Source organism: Amycolatopsis pithecellobii, assembly GCF_009707865.1.
Classification (GTDB): Bacteria; Actinomycetota; Actinomycetes; order Mycobacteriales; family Pseudonocardiaceae; genus Amycolatopsis_E; species Amycolatopsis_E pithecellobii.
The window spans coordinates 1-20,813 of record NZ_WMBA01000087.1; the positions used below are offsets into that span (position 1 = coordinate 1).

Genomic DNA, 20,813 nt, shown 5'->3' on the forward strand with positions numbered 1-20,813 from the left:
GGGGCTCCCCTTCTACCGTCACTCGTACCCCCGCGGCGGGGGACACCCGGCATGGCCCCCCACCTTTCCCCCACTCAGCACCACCAGCTCTCACCTGCGAAAACTCCGCGAGATTCGCTCGGAAGGGGATGTTGACGCCGTTGACTGTGGTGAAAAGTGGGGTACCGTGGTGCACAGTGGGGCGGAAGGGAGGCCCCGTGGGAGGTGGGGCCGGTGTTTCTCGGTACCCACACTCCGAAACTGGACGACAAGGGGCGGCTCACGCTGCCCGCGAAGTTTCGCGACGCGCTGGCAGGTGGGCTGATGGTCACCAAGGGGCAAGACCACTGTCTGTACGTCTTCCCGCGCGCCGAGTTCGAGCAGATGGCCCGCAAGGTGGCCGACGCACCGTTCACCAACGAGGCGGTGCGGGCATACCAGCGCTATCTGTTCGCCGGAACCGACGAGCAACGCCCGGACGGGCAGGGGCGCATCGCGATCGCGTCCGAGCTACGGCGCTATGCCGGGCTCAACAAGGAGTGCGTGGTGATCGGGGCGATCACCAGGTTGGAGATCTGGGACGCGCAAGCGTGGCAGACCTATCTGGAGGAGCACGAGGACAGCTACGCGCAGGCGCAGGAAGAGGTTCTGCCGGGCGTGTTCTAGCGGTGGCGGTGAGCCGGCACCCACGCCGTCGGGGGGCGTGGGTCCTGGCAGCGGGACGACCTGGACTCGGATGCCGTGAGGCCTCTGTCCGCTCAGTGGCCCTGGTGCACCTTCCCCGGCACCAGGTTCTCAGCGGGCGGGCGGGGACCTGACGGCATCCGTTTCTGTTGCGGGAAAAGGGGGGAGTGATCATGGCCGAACATGTACCGGTGCTGCTGCAGCGGGTGCTCGACCTGTTCGCGCCCGCCGTCGCCGGGCGCCCGGCGGTGCTCGTCGACGCCACGGTCGGACTCGGCGGCCACTCCGACGCCCTGCTGTCCGCGCATCCGTCGCTGCGGTTGATCGCGCTGGACCGTGATCCCGACGCCCTCGAGCGATCCCGGGAAAGGCTTGCCCGCCATGGGGATCGCGTCGAGTTCGTGCACGCGGTGTACGACCGGTTGCCCGCGGTGCTCGACGAGCTCGGCTTGTCCACAGTGGACGGCGTGCTGTTCGATCTCGGGGTCTCGTCGATGCAGCTGGACCGCACCGACCGCGGGTTCGCCTACGCCCGCGACGCCCCGCTGGACATGCGCATGGATCCCACCACCGGGCCGACCGCCGCCGACGTGCTCAACACCTACCCGCCGGGTGAGCTGGTGCGCATCCTGCGTGACTACGGCGAGGAACGATTCGCCCAGCGGATCGTCAAAGCCGTTGTGACGGAACGAGAACGTGAGCCCTTCGAGCGCAGCGACCGACTGGTGCGGTTGCTCTACGACGCCGTGCCGGCGGCGAGCAGGCGCACCGGCGGGCATCCGGCGAAGCGGACTTTCCAGGCCCTGCGGATCGAGGTCAACGGGGAGCTGACGGTGTTGCGGGCCGCGATCCCGGCCGCGCTGAAAGCGCTTTCGGTCGGCGGGCGGATCGTCGTGGAGTCCTACCAGTCGCTGGAAGACCGGATCGTCAAACAGGCGCTCGCCGAGCTGGCGAAGTCCCGCACCCCGGAGGGGCTTCCGGTCGAGCTGCCCGGCCACGGGCCCGAACTGAAGCTGCTCACCCGAGGGGCCGAGAAGGCCGACGAGACCGAAATCGAGCACAACCCGCGCGCCGCTTCCGTGCGGCTGCGTGCCGCGGAACGCGTACAGGAGGCGACGGCATGACAGCGCCCACCCGGACCCGGCGGAAGCCACCGGCCGAGACCCCGCCGCCCCCGAGAGAGACCATCCGCCCGGAGCGGCGGCACACCCGCGGCGGGCAGCAACGCAGCACCGCGGCCGAGCGGGCGTACGCGCGCCGTGCTCAGCGCGTGGAAGTGGTGCGCCGCACGGAAAAACAGCCGCGCCAGCAGAGCCACAAGCTGCGCCTGCGCTGGCCGAAGTCACGCGCTTCCTTCGTGCTGATCGTGATGACTCTGCTCGCCGTCGGCGTGGCCACCACCTTGCTGCTGTCGACGCAGGCGATCGCCGACTCCTACCGGCTGGAGCAGATCCGGCAGGAGAACTCGAACCTCGCCGAGCAGTCCGAGCTGTTGCAGCAGGACGTGACGAAGGCGGAGGCCGCGTCGTCACTCGCCGAGCGCGCCAAGGCGCTGGGCATGGTGCCCGGCGGTGACCCGGCGCATCTCGTGCAGAACGCGGACGGCTCGATCACCGTCGTCGGCGAGCCGAAGAAGGTCGCCGGGCAGGCACCGCCGCCGGCACCCGTGGCCCCGCCCCCCGCGGCAGCGGCGCCGCCCGCGGCACCCCCGCAGAACCCGGTGAGCCAGGCCCCGGCCGGCCAGACCACCGCGCCGATCGAAGGCGACGTCGCCCAGGGTGAGGAGCAGCAGCCCCCGGTTCAGGCGGGAGGCCAGTGATGGCGGCCCGGTCACGGCGCACGTACACCGCCCGCGTCCGGCAGGTCGCCGGGCGCCCGAGCGCGGCCACCGGCAAGGGACGGTACGTCGCCGTCCGGGTCGCGCTCGTCGGTGTCCTCGTCGTGGCCGGGCTGAAACTGGTGCAGGTACAGGGTTTTCAGGCCGAGGCACTCTCGGCGAAGGCGGAGAACCAGCGCACCACAACGATTACGGTGCCCGCGAAGCGGGGCGCGATCGAGGACCGCAACGGGGTCAAGCTCGCGTTCAGTGTGGAAACCCGTGCGCTGTCGGTGAACCTCAAGATCATGCGCAAGACCTGGGCGGACTACGCGCAGAAGAATCCGGCACTGGGCCAGAACTTCGACACCCGTGCGGCCGCGGCGGCGAAGTTCATCGCCGCCAAACTGCCCGGCAAGGTCACCGAGACCGAGATGCTGGCCGACCTCCACAAGCCGCAGGATTTCACCTACCTGGTCAAAGATGTCGAACCGTCCATTTCGGACGAGATTACCAAGCGGTTCCCGGAGATCGGCAGTGAAACCCAGTCCGCGCGCGAGTACCCGGCGAACACGCTGGCGTCCAATGTGGTCGGACTGGCGAACTGGCGCACCGATGATCCCGATGTCTCCAAACACAACCTGCACGGCATCGCCGGGCTCGAGATGTCCCGTGACGCCGATCTCGCGGGCAAGCCGGGCCAGTATGTCGCGGACACCGCGCAGGGCAACAACAGCGTCATCATCCCTGGCACCGAACGGGATGTGCAGCCGGCGACGGCGGGCAACGACCTGACGCTGACCCTGGACTCCGACGTGCAGTACGCGTTGCAGAGCCAGCTTTCCGACTACGTCAAGAAGTCGCACGCCAAGGGCGGCAGCGCAGTCATCATGGACGCGAAGACCGGTGAGATCTACGGGCTGGCCGACGACCGCACCTTCGACCCGAACGACCCGGCCACCTACACCACCGACCTGATGAACAACACGGCGGTGACCACGCCGTACGAGCCGGGGTCGGTGAACAAGATCGTCACCGCGACCGCGGCGATCGACACGGGTGTCACGACCCCGGACGCGGTCAACCAGGTGCCCGGCTCGCTCAAGGTCGCCGACCACACGGTGCACGACGCGTGGACGCACGGCGCCGTGCAGTACACCACGACGGGGATCTTCGCGAAGTCCTCGAACATCGGCACGTTGCTGCTGGCGCAGCAGGTCGGGCCGGACCGGTATCTGGACTATCTGGGCAAGTTCGGCATCGGCCAGAGCACGGGGATCGGCCTGCCGGGCGAGAGCCGTGGTTTCGTGCCGCCACGCAACACCTGGACCGGCACCACGTTCGGCAACCTGCCGATCGGGCAAGGGCTTTCCATGACCGTGGTGCAGATGGCCGGGATGTACCAGGCGATCGCAAACGACGGACTGCGTGTGCAACCGCGCATCGTGAAAAACGAGATCAAGCCGGACGGCACGGTCGTGTCCGAGGCCGCGCCGAAAACCCAGCAGGTGGTGAGCCCGCAGACCGCGAAGACGGTGCGCGACATGATGCGTGCGGTCGCCCAGAGTGGCAAGAACGGCAACAGCGGCACGGCGCCCACCGCGGCGCTGGAGGGGTACCAGATCTCCGGCAAGACGGGCACCGCACAGCAGGTCAACCCGGTGACCGGCGCGTACAGCGATTCGCTCTACAACATCACGTTCGCCGGCATGCTTCCCGCCGACAACCCGCGTTTCGTCGTCGGTATCTGGCTCGACGCCCCCGATACGACCCTCCCGGCCGGCCACTCCGCGGCGCCGCTGTTCCACGACCTGGCGTCGTATCTGACGCAGCGGTACCAGATTCCGCTTTCCTCGGCGCCGACGCCCTATATGCCGTTGCAGATCAACCAGTAACCGTCGCGAACAGCGACCCGGCTCACGAGAATGCGCACCGGCTCGCAGGAAGCGAGCACGTCGTCGGTAACCTTCCGGCTGTGTCGGTCAACAACGAGAGGCAGGTCCCGGACAGCCCGGTCAAGGCGGCGCTCGCGCCACCACGGCCGGCGCGGATCGAGCCGGTTCCGGTTGCCACGCTGGCCGCTCGCGCGGCCGCCCGGGTGATCGGCCAGGACGACACGGCGGTCACCGGCGCCACCCTGCGTGCCCAGCATGTCCTGCCGGGCGACCTGTTCGCCGCGCTGCCGGGCGCCCGCGCGCACGGCGCGGACTTCGCCGCCGAGGCGCTTTCGGCGGGTGCGGCCGCGGTCCTGACGGACGAGGAGGGCGCCGAGCGGCCCGCGCTGCGGGACGCCGACGTGCCGGTGCTGGTGCACAACGATCCTCGCGCGGTGCTCGGTGCGGTCGCGGCCTGGATCTACGGCGAACCGTCGCTGGAGCTGTCCGTGCTGGGCATCACCGGGACCTCCGGCAAGACCACCACGTCGTATCTCGTCGACTCCGGTCTGCGCGCCGCCGGGTTCACCACCGGGCTGATCGGCACCGTCGAGACCCGGATCGCGGGGGAGCGGCTCGCCAGCGCGTTCACCACCCCCGAGGCACCCGACCTGCAGGCGCTGTTCGCGGTGATGCTCGAGCACGGTGTCACGCATGTGCCGATGGAGGTGTCCAGCCACGCGCTCGCGCTGGGGCGGGTCAACGGCACCCGGTTCGGCGTCGGTGCGTTCACCAACCTCTCCCAGGACCACCTGGACTTCCACCGCGACATGGAGGAGTACTTCGCCGCCAAGTCGCTGCTGTTCGACGGGCGCTCCACCACCGAGGTCGTCGTCGTCGACACCGCGTGGGGCCAGGCTCTGGTCAAACCGCACACGATCACCGTGTCGACCCAGCCGGGTGTCGAGGCCGCCTGGACCGCAACGGATATCGAGAGCACGCCGGCCGGTGAGCAGTCGTTCACCCTGCGCGGGCCGGAAGGCCGCACGGCGCGCGCGACCATCCCGCTGCCGGGCACCTTCAACGTCGCCAACGCGCTGCTGGCCGCCGCGATCCTGGACACCACCGGGATCAGCCTGCTCGACATCGTCAACGGTTTCGCGAGCGTCGAGGTGCCGGGCCGGATGGAACGGGTCTATCTCGGGCAGAAGTTCACGGCGGTGGTGGACTACGCGCACAAGCCCGCCGCGGTCGCCGAGGCGCTCGACGCGCTGCGCGCCCGCACCGGCAATCGCATCATCACCGTGCTCGGCTGCGGCGGTGACCGCGACACCGGCAAACGCCCCATGATGGGCGAGGCCGCGGCGCGCCGCAGCGAAGTGCTTATCGTGACCGACGACAATCCCCGCTCGGAGGACCCGGCGCTGATCCGTGCCGCGATGCTCACCGGCGCGCGCGCCGCGAGGGCCGGTGGCAAGGTGCTGGAAATCGGCGACCGGCGTGCCGCCATCACCAAGGCCATCGAGCTGGCCGAACCCGGCGATGTCGTGCTGATCGCGGGGAAGGGGCACGAGACCGGGCAGGAAGCCGGCGGCATCGTGCACCCGTTCTCCGACCGTGACGAGCTGGCGGCCGCCATCCGCCACCGGCTCGAGGGACAACCAGGAGTATCCGCTTGATCTCGCTCAGCCTGGCGGAGATCGCCAGTATCGTCGGCGGGACGGTGCACGACAGTGACGGCACTCCAGTCGTCACCGGCAGCGTCGAGTTCGACTCCCGCAAGCTCGGCCCTGGTGGGCTTTTCCTTGCTCTGCCAGGGGAAAAGGTCGACGGTCACGAGTTCGCCGCGCAGGCGGTGCGGGACGGGGCGGCCGGTGTGCTCGCCGCCCGCGGCGTCGGCGTGCCCGCGGTGGTCGTGCCGCCGCTGCCGGCTGGGCGCGCGCACGAGCGGTCGGTCGCCCTCACCGGGGACACCGACGGCTCCGGCGCGGCAGTGCTCGCCGCGCTGGCCAAGCTCGCGCGGCATGTCGTCAAACGCTTGTCCGCCAAGGGACTCACCGTGGTGGGCGTCACCGGCTCGTCCGGCAAAACGTCCACAAAGGACCTGATCGCGCAGCTGCTCGAACCGCTGGGGCCCACCGTCGCACCACCAGGGTCGTTCAACAACGAGCTCGGTCATCCGTGGACGGCCCTGCGCGCCGATGAGCACACCCGGCATCTCGTGCTGGAGATGTCCGCACGCGGGCGCGGCCACATCGCGGAGCTGGCGGTGACGGCGCCGCCGCGGATCGGTGTGGTGCTCAACGTCGGTTCGGCGCACGTCAGCGAATTCGGTTCGAAGGAAGCGATCGCGCAGGCGAAGGGCGAGCTCGTCGAGGCACTGCCCGAGGACGGTGTCGCCGTGCTCAACCTGGACGACCCGCTCGTCGCGGCGATGGCGAGCCGCACGAAGGCCCGTGTGGTCGGCGTCGGCGAGCATCCCGGCGCGGATGTGCGCGCCGAGGACGTCACGCTCGACGAGCAGGCGCGGCCGTCCTTCCGGCTCGTCACCGCGCGGGGCTCGGCGGAGGTGAAGCTGGGGCTGCACGGTGAGCACCATGTCGGCAACGCGCTGTCGGCCGCGGTCGTCGCCCTCGAGCTCGGGTCCACTGTGGACGAAGTCGCCGCGCGACTGTCCACTGTGGAGCGCCGCTCGGCCCGCCGGATGGAGGTCGTCACCCGCGGCGACGGGGTCACGATCCTCAACGACTCCTACAACGCCAATCCCGAATCCGTGCGGGCCGCACTCAAGACGCTCGCGTCCATGAGCCGCGGCAAGCGATCTTGGGCGGTCCTCGGTGTGATGGCCGAACTGGGTGCCGATAGCGTGTCCGCGCACGACGAGATCGGCCGCCTGGCGGTCCGGCTCAACATCGGCAAGCTGGTGGTCGTCGGAGACGACGCCGCTGCCATGCACCAGGGCGCCAGTCATGAGGGCTCCTGGGGAGAGGAGTCCGTCCTGGTGTCCGACACCGACGCCGCGATCGCACTGCTGCGCGCGGAACTCGAACCGGGAGACGTCGTGCTCGTCAAGGCTTCCAACGCCGCCCGCCTGTGGCGCGTGGCCGGCGCGCTGCTCGAGGATGGTGTTGCGTGATCAGCATTCTGGTCGCCGCGGGGATCGGGCTTCTGGTCTCCATTCTGCTCACCCCGTACCTGATCCGGGTCTTTTCCCGGCAGGGCTTCGGTCAGGAGATCCGTGAGGAGGGCCCGCAGGGACACAAGTCCAAGCGCGGCACTCCCACGATGGGCGGGGTCGCGATCATCATCGCGATGGTGGCCGGCTACTTCGTGGCTCACCTGCTGAACTGGCAGATGCCTTCGGTCTCCGGTCTGCTGGTGCTGTTTCTGGCCGTGGGCCTTGGCGTGGTGGGTTTCCTCGACGACTTCATCAAGATCCGCAAGCAGCGCAACCTGGGCCTGAACAAGACGGCGAAGCTCGTCGGGCAGCTGGTGGTCGCCGTCGCGTTCGGCGTGCTGGTGCTCAACTTCTCCGACCGCTACGGCCTCACGCCCGCGTCGGTGCACCTGTCCTACGTGCGTGACTTGACGCTCATCACGTTCCCCGCGGTGCTGTTCGTCCTGTTCGTCTACATCGTGGTGTCCGGCTGGTCCAACGCGGTCAACTTCACCGACGGGCTGGACGGGCTCGCCGGCGGGGTGTCGGCGATGGTGCTCGCGACCTACGTGGTGATCGCGTTCTGGCAGGAGCGCCTGTCGTGCTCGAACACGCCGCAGGCCGCTTGTTACGACGTGCGTGACCCACTGGACCTGGCGGTGGTGGCCGCGGCCGCGGCGGGCGCCTGTGTCGGGTTCCTGTGGTGGAACGCCGCGCCCGCCAAGATCTTCATGGGGGATACCGGTTCGCTCGCGCTCGGCGGGCTCGTCGCCGGGCTGTCCATCACGACCCGCACCGAACTGCTGGCCATCGTGATCGGTGGCCTGTTCATGGTCGAGATGATCTCCGTGGTGCTGCAGATCGCGGTGTTCCGCACCACCCGGCGGCGGCTGTTCCGGATGGCGCCGTTCCACCATCACTTCGAACTCGCGGGCTGGGCGGAAACCACGGTCATCATCCGGTTCTGGTTGCTGGCCGCCATTTGCTGCATGTTCGGCCTCGGGCTTTTCTACTCCGAACAGCTGGGCGCGGGAGGCTGAGCGCGAGTTGACCTTTCCCGCTGCGCGAGTTGCGCGTTCCCGTCGCACGCAACGCTCAACTCGCGCGCTCCCAACGCTCAACTCGCGTGGACTTTGCCGCTTATGAAAAACTCCTCAACGGTGTTCGCCGGACGTCATGTGCTGGTCGCCGGAGCCGGGGTGACCGGCCGGTCGGCCGTACCCGTACTGCTCGGCCTCGGCGCGCGCGTCACCGTCGCCGACGGAAATGCCGCGCGGCTCGCCGAGTTCGACGGCACCGGCGCCGAAACCGCGGTCGGGCTCACCGAGCCGCCCGTGGACGTGGATCTCGTCGTGACCAGCCCCGGCTGGCGCCCCACGTCGCCGTTGCTGGTCGCCGCCGCGGAAGCCGGGATCGAGGTCATCGGCGACGTGGAATTGGCCTGGCGCCTGGGACAGCGGCGCGAGCAGCCACCCGTGTGGCTCGCCGTGACCGGGACCAACGGGAAGACCACCACCGTCGGCATGCTGGAGTCGATCCTGCGCGCCGCCGGGCTCAACGCGGTCGCCTGCGGCAACGTCGGGTTCGCGGTGCTGGACGCCGTGAACGCCGGGTACGACGTGCTGGCCGTGGAACTGTCGAGCTTCCAGCTGCACTGGTCGAACAGCCTCGCGCCGCACGCGGCGGTCGTGCTCAACGTCGCCGAGGATCACCTCGACTGGCACGGCTCGATCGAGGCGTATGCGGCCGACAAGGGCAAGATCCAGGCACATTCGAGGATCGCCGTGTTCAACGCCGATGACTCGTGGTCGGTGAGGCTGGCCGGCGGCCATCCCCGCGCCGTCGGGTTCCGGCTGGACACGCCGCGCCCCGGACAGCTGGGCCTGGTGGAGGACCTGCTGGTCGATCGCGCCTTCGTCGCCGATCCCGCGCACGCGGAGGAACTTTGCACCGTCGCCGACATCCGTCCCGCCGGGCCGCACAACCTGGCCAACGCGCTCGCGGCCGCGGCGCTGGCCCGTGCGTACGGGGTCGGCACCGAAGCCGTCGCGAAAGGACTCCGCGAGTTCCAGCCCGGTGCGCACCGCGCTGTGGAGGTCGGTGAGATCGGCGGCGTCCGCTACATCGACGACTCGAAGGCCACCAACCCGCATGCGGCCGCCGGGTCGCTGCTCGCCCATCCCGACGTCGTGTGGATCGCGGGCGGGCTGCTCAAGGGCGCGCACGTGGACGAGCTGGTCACCGCGGTCGCGGACCGGCTGCGTGGTGCGGTTCTGCTCGGCACCGATTCCGGGGTGATCGCGGCCGCTCTCGCGCGACACGCGCCGAATGTCCCCGTCCGGCGGGTGCCCGCGGGTGACGATGAGCCCATGAACGCGGCGGTTGAGGCGGCCCGGGTGCTGGCACGTCCTGGGGACGTCGTGCTGCTGGCACCGGCCGCGGCATCGATGGATCAGTTCCGGGACTACGCCCACCGCGGCGACACCTTCGCGGAGGCAGTGCGTGGACTCCGGGACGGCGCGGATGACCGCGGTTGAGGAGAAACCCGAGGCAGCGCGCAGACCCCGGCGCAAGCGGGTCGCCGAGAGCAGGCTCGGGTCGGTCTACACCGCGCTGACGGCGTGGCTTTCCCGCCCGCTGGCCGATTTCCACCTGGTGCTCGCGCTGACCGGGCTGCTGACCTCGATCGGCGTCGTGATGGTGCTGTCGGCATCGTCGGTCGCGTCGGTCGACCCGGCCACCGGCTCCGGCGTGTACGCGCTGTTCAAGAAGCACCTCATGTTCGTGGCCAGCGGCGCGCTGGTGTTCTGGTTCGGCCTGTGGCTGCCGTTGCGGCGCACGCGCGCGCTGTCGTCGCTGGCCGTGCTGGTCAGTCTCGGCATGCTCGCGCTCGTGCTGACCCCGCTCGGCTCGGCGGGTGGCGGCGCGCAACGGTGGTTCGTGATCGGCGGGTTTTCGGTGCAGCCGGTCGAGTTCACCAAGGTCGCGCTCGCGCTGTGGGGCGCGCATGTGCTGGTCACCAAATACCAGCTGCTGCACCAGTGGCGGCATCTGCTGGTCCCGGTGGTGCCGGTCGCGCTGCTGATCTTCGCGCTCGTGATGGCTCAGCCCAACCTCTCCGGCACGATCACGCTCGGCGTGGTGCTGGCTTCGCTGCTGTGGTTCGCCGGCGCGCCGAAACGGCTGTTCGCCGTGTTGTTCGCGGGCGGGATCGCCGCCGTCGTGACGCTTGCGCTGACCGCCAACTATCGCGCTTCGCGTGTGCTGTCGTTCCTCTCGCCCACCGCGGACACCAGCGGCGCTGCCTACCAGGCCACCCAGGCGAAATACGCGCTCGCCGACGGCGGGCTGTTCGGCAAGGGGCTCGGCCAGGGACCGTCGAAATGGGCGTACCTGCCCAACGTGCAGAACGACTTCATCTTCGCGGTGATCGGCGAGGAGCTCGGGTTCATCGGCTGCATCGTGGTGATCGGGCTGTTCGTCGGACTCGCCATCGTCGGGCTGCGCATCGCCACCCGCAATCTGGACCCGTGGATCCGCATCGTGGCCGGCACGCTGACCGTGTTCACCGTGTCCCAGGCCGGAATCAACATCGGGTATGTGGTGGGGCTGCTGCCGGTCACCGGCGTCACGCTGCCGTTGATCTCCGCCGGTGGCACCTCGATCTGGGTCACCATGTTCCTGATGGGCCTGCTGGCGAACGCGGCCCGGCACGAACCCGAGTCGGTCGCGGCACTGCGCACGCAGGGACCGGGTAAATTCGGGCGCCTCCTGCGGTTGCCCGCGCCCGAGGTCTACCGCCCGCCGGCGAAACGGCGGGGCAGTGGACGCGCGAGCGGCTCCCGCGGGGCCCGGCCGTCCGCGCGCCGCACGCGCTCCGCCCAGCCGGCGGAGCGCCGTCGCGCGGCGCCGGACTACGGTAGACGTTCGACGCGAAGAGGAACCACGTGACTGAAGGCGTGACCAGTGCCGTTGCCCGACCGGCCCCCACCGTCGTGGTGGCGGGCGGCGGCACTGCCGGACACATCGAGCCCGCGATGGCGCTCGCCGACGCGGTGAAGCGTCTCCGCCCTGACGCGAAGGTCATCGCGCTGGGCACGACAAAAGGGCTGGAGAACGAGCTCGTGCCGCCACGCGGCTACCCGCTCGAGCTGATCCCGCCGGTGCCGCTGCCGCGCAAACCGACCACCGACCTGCTGCGCCTGCCGTTGAAGGTGCGTGACTCGGTGCGCCAGGCCCGGGAGGTGCTCGACCGGGTCGGCGCGGACGTCGTGGTCGGGTTCGGTGGTTACGTGTCGCTCCCGGCGTATCTGGCGGCGCGCGGGCGCGTGCCGATCGTCGTGCACGAGGCCAACAAGTCGCCGGGCCTGGCCAACCGGGTCGGCGCCCGCTTCGCGAAGCGGGTGGCGGTCGCCGTCCCGCAGACGCCGTTGCCGCACGCCGAGGTCGTCGGCATCCCGCTGCGGCGTTCGATCACGACGCTGGATCGCGCCGCGCTGCGGGCGAAGGCCCGCGAGCATTTCGAGCTCGACCCGGACGCGCCGACGCTGCTGGTGTTCGGTGGCTCGCAGGGGGCCCGCTCGATCAACAACGCGGTGTCCGGCGCGGCGAAGGAACTGGCGGACGCCGGCATCGGCGTGCTGCACGCGCACGGACCCAAGAACACGCTTGTGGTGCAAGAGTTCCCGGGCCGCCCGCCGTATGTGCCGGTGCCCTACCTGGAGCGGATGGACCTGGCTTACGCGGCGGCGGACATGGTGCTGTGCCGCTCGGGCGCGATGACCGCGGCCGAGGTGTCCGCCGTCGGCCTGCCCGCGGTGTTCGTGCCGCTGCCGATCGGCAACGGCGAGCAGGCCACGAACGCGCGCCCGGCGGTGGACGCGGGGGCGGCGCTGCTGGTCGACGACGCGGACCTGACCCCGGCGAAGGTGGCCGAGCTGGTCATTTCACGACTGACCGACCCCGGCGAGCTGACGAAGATGAGCGCGGCCGCCGTGGGCATGGGGCACCGCGAAGCCGACGAGGTGCTGGCGAAGATCGTCCTGGAGGCCGCCAAGTGAGTGTTCCGCAGCAACTCGAGCGCGCCCATCTCATCGGCATCGGCGGGGCGGGGATGAGCGGCATCGCCCGCATCCTGCTCGCCCGCGGCGGGCAGGTGTCCGGGTCCGACGCGAAGGATTCGCGCGCGTTCCTGACCCTGCGTGCGCAGGGCGCCCGGATCGAGATCGGGCAGCGCGGGGAGAACCTGGCCGACCCGACCGCGGTCGTCGTCTCGACCGCGATCAAGGACACCAATCCCGAACTTTCCGCGGCCCGTGAACGCGGAATTCCCGTGCTGCACCGGGCACAGGCGCTCGCGCTGCTGATGGAAGGGCACCGGGTGGCCTGCATCGCGGGCACACACGGCAAGACGTCCACCACGTCGATGCTCACCGTCGCATTGCAGCACTGCCGGCTGGACCCGTCCTTCGCGATCGGCGGCGACCTCAACGAGTCGGGCGCGAACGCGCACCACGGCGAGGGCGGCATCTTCGTCGCCGAGGCCGACGAGAGCGACGGATCGTTCCTGACCTACTCCCCATCGGTCGCGGTGGTGACGAACGTCGAACCGGATCATCTCGACCATCACGGCACACCCGAGGCGTACGCGGCGGTGTTCACCGAGTTCGTGCGGCGGATCCGGCCCGGCGGGCTGCTGATCGTGTGCGGTGACGACGCGGCGGCGAACGCGCTTGCCGACGACGTCGAAGGCATCCGGGTGCAGCGCTACGGGCGCACCGTCACCGGGGACCACGACGCCAGGGTGCTGGCCTACCACCCGACCGAAACCGGTGGGGCGGTACGGATTTCGCTGGACGGCGAGGAACTGACGGTCCCGGTCGCGGTGCCGGGCGAGCACATGGGTCTCAACGCGGTCGCCGCGCTGCTGGCCGGGCTCGAACTGGGCGCGCCGGCCGACGGGCTCGCCGAAGGGCTGGCCGCCTTCGGCGGGGTGCGGCGGCGCTTCGAGTTCAAGGGCCGCGCCGGCGACGCCCGCGTCTACGACGACTACGCCCACCACCCGACCGAAGTCGCCGCACAGCTGCGGGCCGTGCGGCACGCGGCCGGGAACGGGCGGGTGATCGTGGTGTTCCAGCCGCATCTGTACTCGCGCACGAAGGCGTTCTCGGCCGAGTTCGCGCAGGCGCTGTCGCTGGCTGACGAGGTGGTCGTGCTCGACGTGTACGGCGCGCGCGAGGAGCCGGAGCCGGGGGTCACCGGCGCGCTCATCGCCGAGCGGATCGACGCCGCCGGTGTGCACTACGAGCCCGCGTTCGACCGGGTCGTGCCGCTGGCCGCCGATCTGGTGAAGCCGGGGGATCTGCTGGTCACCATGGGCGCGGGTGATGTCACCCAGCTCGGCCCGGAGATCCTCGCCGAACTCGACCGGCGGACAGGGGCCTGACCCATGGTCACCCGGCAGCGTGAGCAGCGGCGCGGGCCCGCGCCCCGGCGCAGCACTCCGGCGCGCAGCCGCCGCGGCCGCCGTCCGGTGACCGCCCGCACTCGCACCGGCACCGGCGCCAGCCGGCGGCGCGGAGTGCGCCGCCGGTGGGTCGCGCTGCTGAGCTTGCTCACCGTGCTGACGCTGGGGTATCTGATCTTCTTCACGTCGATGCTGGGCGTGCGCTCGGTGGACGTCGAGGGCGCCTCGACGGTGCCCGCCGACCAGATCCGCGCCGCCGCCGGGGTGCCCGACCGCAAGCCGATGATGCTCGTCGACACCGACGAGATCGCTGATCGCGTGATGCAGCTGCCCGGCGTCGCGTCGGTCGACGTGTCGCGCTCGTGGCCGTCCACTGTGGACATCACCGTGACCGAGCGCGCCCCGATCGGCTTTTTCACCGGTCCCGGCGGCGTGCATCTCGTCGACGGCACCGGTCTCGACTACAAGACGGTGCAGAACAAACCCGGGAAACTCCCCGAACTCGACCTGGCGCATGTCGCACCGGACGACGCGGTCACGCGGTCGGTGACGGCCGTGCTGGCCTCGCTGCCGCAGCCGCTCGAGGACCAGGTGACCGCCGTGCGCGCGCAGACCCCCGGCGGCGTCGAGTTCACCTTGGCCAACGGGAAAATCGTGCGCTGGGGCAGCGCGGACGCACCGGACCGCAAGATGAAGGTGCTGGCCGTACTGATGACCCGCGACGGCAGGATCTACGACGTGGCGAGCCCGGAACTGCCCACGGTTTCCTGAGGAGTCGGCACCCGGCCGTATGCGATGTTGGCGCGCGCCGGCGGGAGTTCCTTCGACGCCATCAGCAGTACTTCTTCCACGAGGATGTCCCGGAAGCGGTCACGGTCCTTGGCGATCGCGGCGCGGTACTGGGGAAGGACCTGGAAGACCGAATCGAGCTCTTCCATGAAGATTTCGGCGCTGGGAACGGCAAAATGCCCGCTGACGCTTTCCGAGCGCACGTCGACGCAGCCCGCGCCGCTCAGCGCACGCTCAAGTTGCGGACCTTCCAGGAATTCCGTCAGCGGAGCCACGAACTTCCCCACTTCGGGATCGTCGAAGCGGTCGACGGCCCGAGACACCGGGATGAAGAACGTCGCACCCAGCGGCTCCGCCCAATTCACCACGCTGATGACGCCGCCCGGCCGCACCACCCGGACCATCTGCTCGAGCGCCGTCCCCGTCTCGGGGCCGAAGTACACCACGCCCAGTACCGAGAAGGCCGCGTCGAACTCGTTGTCGCCGAAGTGCAAGTCCAGCGCGTCCATCACCTCGGTGGACCATCCGGCGTGCGGCTTCAGCCGCTCGGCCGCCCGCTCGATCATCCCCGGGGATACATCGATCGCCCACCCGCGGTGCCCCAACTCGGCCGCCGGGACCGCCAGGGCGCCCATGCCCGCGCACACGTCCAGAATCGTTGCGCCGACGGGGAGAGCCGCTCCGTCGAGCGCTGCCCGTGAGAACGTCTGGGAACAAGGCTGGGCCCATCGCTCGTAGGTCGTAAGCATGGCATCGAAACTGTGCAGGGCCGTGGCCTCGGTCACTGTCTGATCATCCTTCTTCATGCCAGTTCATGGTGGCCCCGGCCGGGACCACCGACATCCAGCACATCAGGTTCCGGTGGGTCCGCCCATGCTTCGGCGGCGCGGATCCATACGAATGCGTACACGGGGCGGTCGGTGCCGCGCGATACGATCGAGCGGGTGGACGTGCTCAGCGCGGCGATCAGCAGCGTCCGGATCGGGCGCGCCGAAGCCTGCTCGGTCAAGGACTCCGGCTCGTGGGGCTGGCGATATTCTCCCTTCGCAGGCAGTGGTTTCCATGTGCTGTTGCGCGGCGGCGCCTGGCTGATCACGGCCGACCGGCCGCCCCGTGAGCTGACGCCGGGCGATGTCGTCCTCACCCCGTCCGGCGCCGGGCACGGGCTCAGCCATGCGCCGTCGTCACTGGACGACCTGGCGCCGGCCGTGCTCGGGGACTGGCCGCCGGGCGACCCGGCCGATGTCGAGTTCCTGTGCGGCGCGTACTGGCTCGAGCACGGACAGGTGCCCCTCTATCTCCGGTCGCTGCCGGAGGTCATCGCCATTTCGCCGGACCACGACCGGGCGCCTCAACTGCGGGCACTGACCGACCTGATCAGCGCGGACATGCCCGGCACCGGCCCCGGCGCCGGCACCACCCGCTCGGCCCTGCTCGATCTCATGCTGACCCATGTTCTGCGGCAGTGGCTGGAACAGAACCGGATGGCCGACCGGCCGGACGTCGCCGATCCGGCGATCGCCGCGGCGCTCGGCGAGATCCATGCCCACCCGCGCCGGCGGTGGACGGTGCGGGAACTCAGCGAGAGCGCCGGAATGTCGCGGACGGCGTTCACCAAGCGCTTCAGCGCACTGCTGGGGCAGCCACCGATGGCGTATCTGACCGGCTGGCGCCTGACCTACGGGGCCCGGCTGCTGCGGGAGACCGACGCACCCCTCGCGGCGATCGCGCGCCAGGTCGGGTATTCGACGGAATTCGCGTTCGGGGCCAGCTTCCGCCGCGAGTACGGGATCTCACCCGGCCGCTTCCGCAACCTCGAGCGAAAGCGCGGCCGGGCCGGCACTGTCCACAGTGGCGCCGAACTTCCGCTGCACCAGGGGGAAGCTTCACCTTGACGGGGGAGCCGCCCGGGACAAAAGTGTTGTGGCGAAAAAGGCTTGGGCGACACGCGGCGTGGCTGCTGGATTCCTGACTGCCTGATCCCTACCGTCCTGCAACAAGCCAGAAGTTGACATAACTCTAAACCTCGGGTTGAGGTTTGTGGTTGTGCCACTCCGGGCGAGCGGTACGAGTTACCAAACCGACCAAAAGTAGGCCGACCCGATCAACCGGCAACCGACCACGTGGGCCGATTGCCGTGGCTGTGGTCGGCTTGGTAACTATCGGCACAGTACTCACGATCAGGAAGGCGGACCCGATGACGCCCCCGCACAACTACCTCGCGGTGATCAAGGTCGTCGGCATCGGCGGTGGCGGTGTCAACGCCGTGAACCGCATGATCGAGGTCGGCCTCAAGGGTGTCGAGTTCATCGCGGTGAACACCGACGCGCAGGCACTGCTGATGTCCGACGCCGATGTCAAGCTCGACATCGGGCGCGAGCTCACCCGCGGTCTCGGCGCGGGCGCCAACCCCGAAGTGGGGCACAAGGCGGCCGAGGACCACCGCGAGGAGATCGAGGAAGTCCTCAAGGGCGCGGACATGGTGTTCGTGACCGCGGGCGAGGGCGGTGGCACCGGCACGGGCGGCGCGCCCGTCGTGGCCTCGATCGCGCGCAAGCTCGGCGCGCTGACCATCGGCGTGGTCACCCGCCCGTTCACCTTCGAGGGCAAACGGCGCGGCAAGCAGGCCGAAGACGGCATCCAGGCGCTGCGCAACGAGTGCGACACCCTGATCGTGATCCCCAACGACCGGCTGCTGCAGCTCGGTGACATCGGCGTGTCCCTGATGGACGCGTTCCGCTCGGCCGACGAGGTGCTGCTCTCCGGTGTCCAGGGCATCACCGACCTGATCACCACGCCCGGTCTGATCAACCTGGACTTCGCCGACGTCAAGTCCGTCATGTCGGGCGCGGGCAGCGCGCTGATGGGCATCGGCTCGGCCCGCGGCGAAGGACGCGCCGTGCAGGCCGCGGAGAAGGCGATCAACTCGCCGCTGCTGGAAGCCTCGATGGAGGGTGCGCACGGCGCGCTGCTGTCCATCGCGGGTGGTTCGGACCTCGGGCTGTTCGAGATCAACGAGGCCGCCTCGCTCGTCCAGGAGTCGGCGCACCCGGAAGCCAACATCATCTTCGGGACGATCATCGACGACTCGCTCGGCGACGAGGTCCGGGTCACGGTGATCGCCGCCGGGTTCGACGCCGGCGCCCCGACGCACAAGAAACTCGAGCCGCCCGCCGTCGGATCGCGCTCGTCCGGCCCGACCGTGTCGGCGGAAGCGGGCCAGGTGCGGACTCCGCCGCCGTCGGCGACGCAGCCGCCGCCGGCCTCCGGCGCGTACCCGCCGCCCGTTTCCCAGCCCCGCACCTCACCGGCGCCCGGCTACCAGTCGCAGCCGCAGTCACCGTCGTTGCCGCAGCCCGGCGGTGGTGCGCCGCGCAGCTATCCTGCGCCGCGCAGCGGTCAGGGCAGCCTGCCCGGCCGCGCCGTCCCGGTCACCGACGACCCCTCGGACGACGAAGTCGACGTGCCGCCCTTCATGCGCCGCTGACGTGGGAAGCTGGTGGGGTGCGCATCAGACGGGTGGTGACGACCCGGGCCGGTGGGGCCTCGACGGGCGAATTCGACTCCTTCAACCTCGGTGATCGCGTCGGGGACGACCCGGCGGCGGTTGCGGCGAACCGGAAACGGCTGGCCACCGAACTCGGGCTGACCAAGATCGCGTGGATGGAGCAGGTGCACGGGCGGACCGTCACGGTCGTCGACGGCACCGAGGAGACTCCGGCCGAAGCCACGGACGCGCTCGTGACCGCCACCCCCGGCGTCGCGGTCGCGGTGCTCGTCGCGGACTGCGTGCCGGTTCTGCTGGGGGATGCCGAGGCCGGTGTCGTCGCCGCGGTGCACGCGGGCCGGGTGGGCGCCCGTGTCGGGGTACTCCCGGCGACCTTGGACGCGATGCGGCAAGCCGGCGCGGACCTGGCCCGTGTCGAGGTGCTGCTCGGCCCGGCGATCTGTGGTCAGGACTATGAGGTCCCCGCCGACATGGCGCGGGACGTCGAGCGGCATTTACCAGGCAGTGCAACGAAAACCCGCAAGGGCACGCCGGGTCTGGACCTGCGGGCGGGGTTGTGGCAGCAACTCGCGGACGCGGGCGTCGGCAAGATCGGCGTGGACCCCCGCTGTACGTTCGAGGACAAGAGCCTCTTCAGCTACCGCCGTGACGGGACGACCGGCCGCATCGCCGCGCTGACCTGGACTGAAGCGGAATGAGCGAGGAACGCAAGGCACAGCTGGCGCAGGCGGTCCAACGTGTCGAAGCGAGGGTTCAGGCGGCCTGCGACGCGGCCGGGCGTGCCCGCGAGGAGGTCCGGCTGCTCGCCGTCACGAAGACCTTTCCGGCCGGTGACGCCGCGCTGCTCACCGATCTCGGGTTGACCGACCTGGCCGAGAACCGCGATCAGGAGGCGAGCGTCAAGGTCGCCGAGGTGGCCCGGTTCCGTCCTGATGCGACAGTCCGCTGGCACATGGTCGGGCGGTTGCAGCGCAACAAGGCACGGTCGGTCGTGCGCTGGGCCGACGAGGTCCAGTCTGTCGACTCGATCCGGCTCGCCGGCGCGCTCGACAAAGCGGTGCTGGCCGAGGGCCGGCCGGTGCTCGACGTGCTCGTGCAGGCGAGCATCGACGGCGACCCGGCGCGCGGCGGCTGCCCGCTGCCGGAGCTGGAAGAGCTCGCCGCGTACATCGCCCGCGCGGGTGGTCTCCGGCTGCGGGGCGTGATGGCCGTGGCGCCGCTCGGGGGTGACCCGGACCGGGCTTTCGCCCGCCTGGCGGAGGCGGCGGAACGCCTGCGTAAGGACCATCCCGGCGCCACCGAGGTGTCCGCGGGCATGAGTAGTGATCTTGAGCAGGCCATCGGGCACGGTTCGACATGTGTGCGTGTCGGAACCGCGTTGCTCGGTGGGCGCGGTTTAGCCTCGCTGGAAAGCGGCTCACCCGGAAGTGCGTGATGATCCCCGGGTGATCAGGAGCGGGAGCGGCTAGGGAGAGGGCATGAGCGCGCTGAACAAGCTGAAGGCCTACTTCGGCATGATCCCGGCCGACAACGACGAATACGACGGTTACGACTACGACGGCGAGGACTATGCCGAGGACTCCTACGAGTACGAGCAGGAGCCGGCCCGGCCTCGCCGACGGTACCGCGCGGACTACGACGAGGAGTCGGTGGCCCGCCCGCGCGGCGGCCGCGAGCCGTCGGTACACGGCGCGCTGGCGGTGGACCGGGAGCCGGAGCCGGTCGCACGGCTGCGGTCCGTGCCGGAATCCGCGCACGCCCCGCAGCAGCGGGACCCGCTGAGCCGCATCACGACGCTGCACCCGTCGAGCTACCTCGAGGCGCGGGCGATCGGTGAGGCGTACCGCGAGGGCACGCCGGTGATCATCAACCTGACCGAGATGGAGAACGCGGACGCGCGGCGGCTCGTGGACTTCGCGGCGGGTCTCGCCTTCGCGTTGCGGGGCTCGATGGACCGCGTCACGAACAAGGTGTTCCTGCTGTCCCCACCGGATGTCGAAGTGACCGCCGAGGACCGCCGCCGGATCGCCGAGGGCGGGCTCTTCCTTCGTCACTGAGGGTCGTCGCGGATTGCCGGTGGGTGTCGGAGCTGGTGTGATCGTCCGGTTACAGAGAGCGAGAGATTGCTCTATTCGGGTGATACCGTTGGATAAATCACAACCGGGTCACAAGACCTGGACAACTGGGGTGTCTCGGGTGCTCGGCGCCTTCGCCGGGTGTGGCAGAGTGGGGGCGTGGATGTGCTCTGGATCGTCGTCTACTACGTGCTGTTCGTCTTCTGGCTGCTGCTCACAGCGCGTGTCGTGGTCGAACTCGTACGCGCCTTCGCCCGTGAGTGGCGGCCGGCGGGTGGAGTTGCGGTGACGCTCGAGACCATCTACACAGTGACCGATCCGCCCGTACGGTTGGTCAGGCGGATCATCCCGATGGTGCGCATTGGCGGCGTCGGACTGGACTTATCGATTATGGTGCTGCTGTTGGTTGTGTTCATATTGATGCAACTGGCGTATCCCGGGTGAATCGGGGAAGACCCGGGATGT

At 69.9% G+C, this 20,813-nt stretch carries 19 protein-coding genes; 18 read left to right on the top strand and 1 reads right to left on the bottom strand.

The features are described from left to right. Positions 1-213 precede the first annotated feature (213 nt). From mraZ to GKO32_RS34580, 12 genes are all read left to right on the top strand, one after another. A complete protein-coding gene (gene mraZ / locus GKO32_RS34525; RefSeq protein WP_312869066.1) occupies positions 214-645 on the top strand; it encodes a division/cell wall cluster transcriptional repressor MraZ in 432 nt (143 codons plus the stop codon). A 191-nt stretch (positions 646-836) separates the two neighbouring features. After that, positions 837-1,787, top strand: coding sequence for a 16S rRNA (cytosine(1402)-N(4))-methyltransferase RsmH (gene rsmH / locus GKO32_RS34530; RefSeq protein ID WP_154761124.1), 951 nt, complete (start codon positions 837-839; stop codon positions 1,785-1,787). Continuing rightward, the gene (gene ftsL / locus GKO32_RS34535; protein WP_154761125.1) at positions 1,784-2,482 is read left to right on the top strand and encodes a cell division protein FtsL; all 699 of its coding nucleotides are present in this window, start codon (positions 1,784-1,786) and stop codon (positions 2,480-2,482) included. Before rsmH ends, ftsL begins: the two co-directional genes overlap by 4 nt. After that, positions 2,482-4,374 (top strand): peptidoglycan D,D-transpeptidase FtsI family protein, encoded by a 1,893-nt coding sequence (locus GKO32_RS34540; RefSeq protein ID WP_154761126.1) that lies wholly within the window; start codon positions 2,482-2,484, stop codon positions 4,372-4,374. The genes ftsL and GKO32_RS34540 overlap by 1 nt, the downstream gene beginning before the upstream one ends. A gap of 80 nt (positions 4,375-4,454) precedes the next feature. Next, complete coding sequence (locus tag GKO32_RS34545; RefSeq protein ID WP_312869067.1) at positions 4,455-6,032, top strand: UDP-N-acetylmuramoyl-L-alanyl-D-glutamate--2,6-diaminopimelate ligase; 1,578 nt, start codon at positions 4,455-4,457, stop codon at positions 6,030-6,032. Next, on the top strand, positions 6,029-7,489 hold the full coding sequence (locus GKO32_RS34550; protein WP_154761127.1) for a UDP-N-acetylmuramoyl-tripeptide--D-alanyl-D-alanine ligase: 1,461 nt from the start codon (positions 6,029-6,031) through the stop codon (positions 7,487-7,489). The genes GKO32_RS34545 and GKO32_RS34550 overlap by 4 nt, the downstream gene beginning before the upstream one ends. Further along, positions 7,486-8,550, top strand: a complete 1,065-nt coding sequence (gene mraY, locus GKO32_RS34555; RefSeq protein ID WP_312869069.1) for a phospho-N-acetylmuramoyl-pentapeptide-transferase — start codon at positions 7,486-7,488, stop codon at positions 8,548-8,550. The genes GKO32_RS34550 and mraY overlap by 4 nt, the downstream gene beginning before the upstream one ends. A gap of 102 nt (positions 8,551-8,652) precedes the next feature. Beyond that, complete coding sequence (gene murD / locus GKO32_RS34560; protein WP_154761128.1) at positions 8,653-10,047, top strand: UDP-N-acetylmuramoyl-L-alanine--D-glutamate ligase; 1,395 nt, start codon at positions 8,653-8,655, stop codon at positions 10,045-10,047. Next, entirely contained in the window at positions 10,034-11,461 is a 1,428-nt protein-coding gene (gene ftsW, locus GKO32_RS34565) for a putative lipid II flippase FtsW (RefSeq protein ID WP_154761144.1), read from the top strand. The genes murD and ftsW overlap by 14 nt, the downstream gene beginning before the upstream one ends. Then, entirely contained in the window at positions 11,458-12,570 is a 1,113-nt protein-coding gene (gene murG / locus GKO32_RS34570) for an undecaprenyldiphospho-muramoylpentapeptide beta-N-acetylglucosaminyltransferase (RefSeq protein ID WP_376766034.1), read from the top strand. The genes ftsW and murG overlap by 4 nt, the downstream gene beginning before the upstream one ends. After that, positions 12,567-13,955 carry a UDP-N-acetylmuramate--L-alanine ligase gene (gene murC, locus GKO32_RS34575; RefSeq protein WP_312869071.1) on the top strand — a complete coding sequence of 463 codons (1,389 nt, stop codon included), beginning with the start codon at positions 12,567-12,569 and terminating at the stop codon, positions 13,953-13,955. Before murG ends, murC begins: the two co-directional genes overlap by 4 nt. A gap of 3 nt (positions 13,956-13,958) precedes the next feature. Continuing rightward, entirely contained in the window at positions 13,959-14,747 is a 789-nt protein-coding gene (locus GKO32_RS34580; RefSeq protein WP_154761129.1) for a cell division protein FtsQ/DivIB, read from the top strand. On the opposite strand, the gene GKO32_RS34585 is transcribed toward GKO32_RS34580, so the two are convergent. Then, on the bottom strand, positions 14,708-15,571 hold the full coding sequence (locus GKO32_RS34585) for a class I SAM-dependent methyltransferase (protein ID WP_154761130.1): 864 nt from the start codon (positions 15,569-15,571) through the stop codon (positions 14,708-14,710). The genes GKO32_RS34580 and GKO32_RS34585 overlap by 40 nt on opposite strands. 114 nt (positions 15,572-15,685) lie before the next feature. Here GKO32_RS34585 and GKO32_RS34590 point away from each other — a divergent pair, with 114 nt between their 5' ends. The 6 genes from GKO32_RS34590 (at position 15,686) to GKO32_RS34615 (ending at position 20,792) form a co-directional block, all read left to right on the top strand. Next, positions 15,686-16,660, top strand: a complete 975-nt coding sequence (locus GKO32_RS34590; protein ID WP_312869072.1) for an AraC family transcriptional regulator — start codon at positions 15,686-15,688, stop codon at positions 16,658-16,660. Between the two features lie 302 nt (positions 16,661-16,962). Then, positions 16,963-18,252, top strand: coding sequence for a cell division protein FtsZ (gene ftsZ, locus GKO32_RS34595; RefSeq protein WP_154761131.1), 1,290 nt, complete (start codon positions 16,963-16,965; stop codon positions 18,250-18,252). 17 nt (positions 18,253-18,269) lie between these two features. After that, a complete protein-coding gene (pgeF, locus tag GKO32_RS34600; RefSeq protein ID WP_312869073.1) occupies positions 18,270-18,971 on the top strand; it encodes a peptidoglycan editing factor PgeF in 702 nt (233 codons plus the stop codon). Then, positions 18,968-19,708 carry a YggS family pyridoxal phosphate-dependent enzyme gene (locus GKO32_RS34605; RefSeq protein ID WP_154761133.1) on the top strand — a complete coding sequence of 247 codons (741 nt, stop codon included), beginning with the start codon at positions 18,968-18,970 and terminating at the stop codon, positions 19,706-19,708. Before pgeF ends, GKO32_RS34605 begins: the two co-directional genes overlap by 4 nt. A gap of 43 nt (positions 19,709-19,751) precedes the next feature. Further along, positions 19,752-20,330, top strand: a complete 579-nt coding sequence (locus GKO32_RS34610) for a cell division protein SepF (RefSeq protein ID WP_154761134.1) — start codon at positions 19,752-19,754, stop codon at positions 20,328-20,330. Between the two features lie 177 nt (positions 20,331-20,507). After that, the gene (locus tag GKO32_RS34615; RefSeq protein ID WP_312869075.1) at positions 20,508-20,792 is read left to right on the top strand and encodes a YggT family protein; all 285 of its coding nucleotides are present in this window, start codon (positions 20,508-20,510) and stop codon (positions 20,790-20,792) included. Positions 20,793-20,813: the final 21 nt, after the last annotated feature.

Coding starts and splice junctions, on each gene's coding strand:
- GKO32_RS34580 (WP_154761129.1), top strand. CDS start 13,959: ATGGTCACCCGGCAGCGTGAGCAGCGGCGCGGGCCCGCGCCCCGGCGC.
- GKO32_RS34585 (WP_154761130.1), bottom strand. CDS start 15,571: ATGAAGAAGGATGATCAGACAGTGACCGAGGCCACGGCCCTGCACAGT.
- rsmH (WP_154761124.1), top strand. CDS start 837: ATGGCCGAACATGTACCGGTGCTGCTGCAGCGGGTGCTCGACCTGTTC.
- ftsW (WP_154761144.1), top strand. CDS start 10,034: ATGACCGCGGTTGAGGAGAAACCCGAGGCAGCGCGCAGACCCCGGCGC.
- GKO32_RS34605 (WP_154761133.1), top strand. CDS start 18,968: ATGAGCGAGGAACGCAAGGCACAGCTGGCGCAGGCGGTCCAACGTGTC.
- GKO32_RS34540 (WP_154761126.1), top strand. CDS start 2,482: ATGGCGGCCCGGTCACGGCGCACGTACACCGCCCGCGTCCGGCAGGTC.
- murD (WP_154761128.1), top strand. CDS start 8,653: ATGAAAAACTCCTCAACGGTGTTCGCCGGACGTCATGTGCTGGTCGCC.
- GKO32_RS34610 (WP_154761134.1), top strand. CDS start 19,752: ATGAGCGCGCTGAACAAGCTGAAGGCCTACTTCGGCATGATCCCGGCC.
- ftsZ (WP_154761131.1), top strand. CDS start 16,963: ATGACGCCCCCGCACAACTACCTCGCGGTGATCAAGGTCGTCGGCATC.
- ftsL (WP_154761125.1), top strand. CDS start 1,784: ATGACAGCGCCCACCCGGACCCGGCGGAAGCCACCGGCCGAGACCCCG.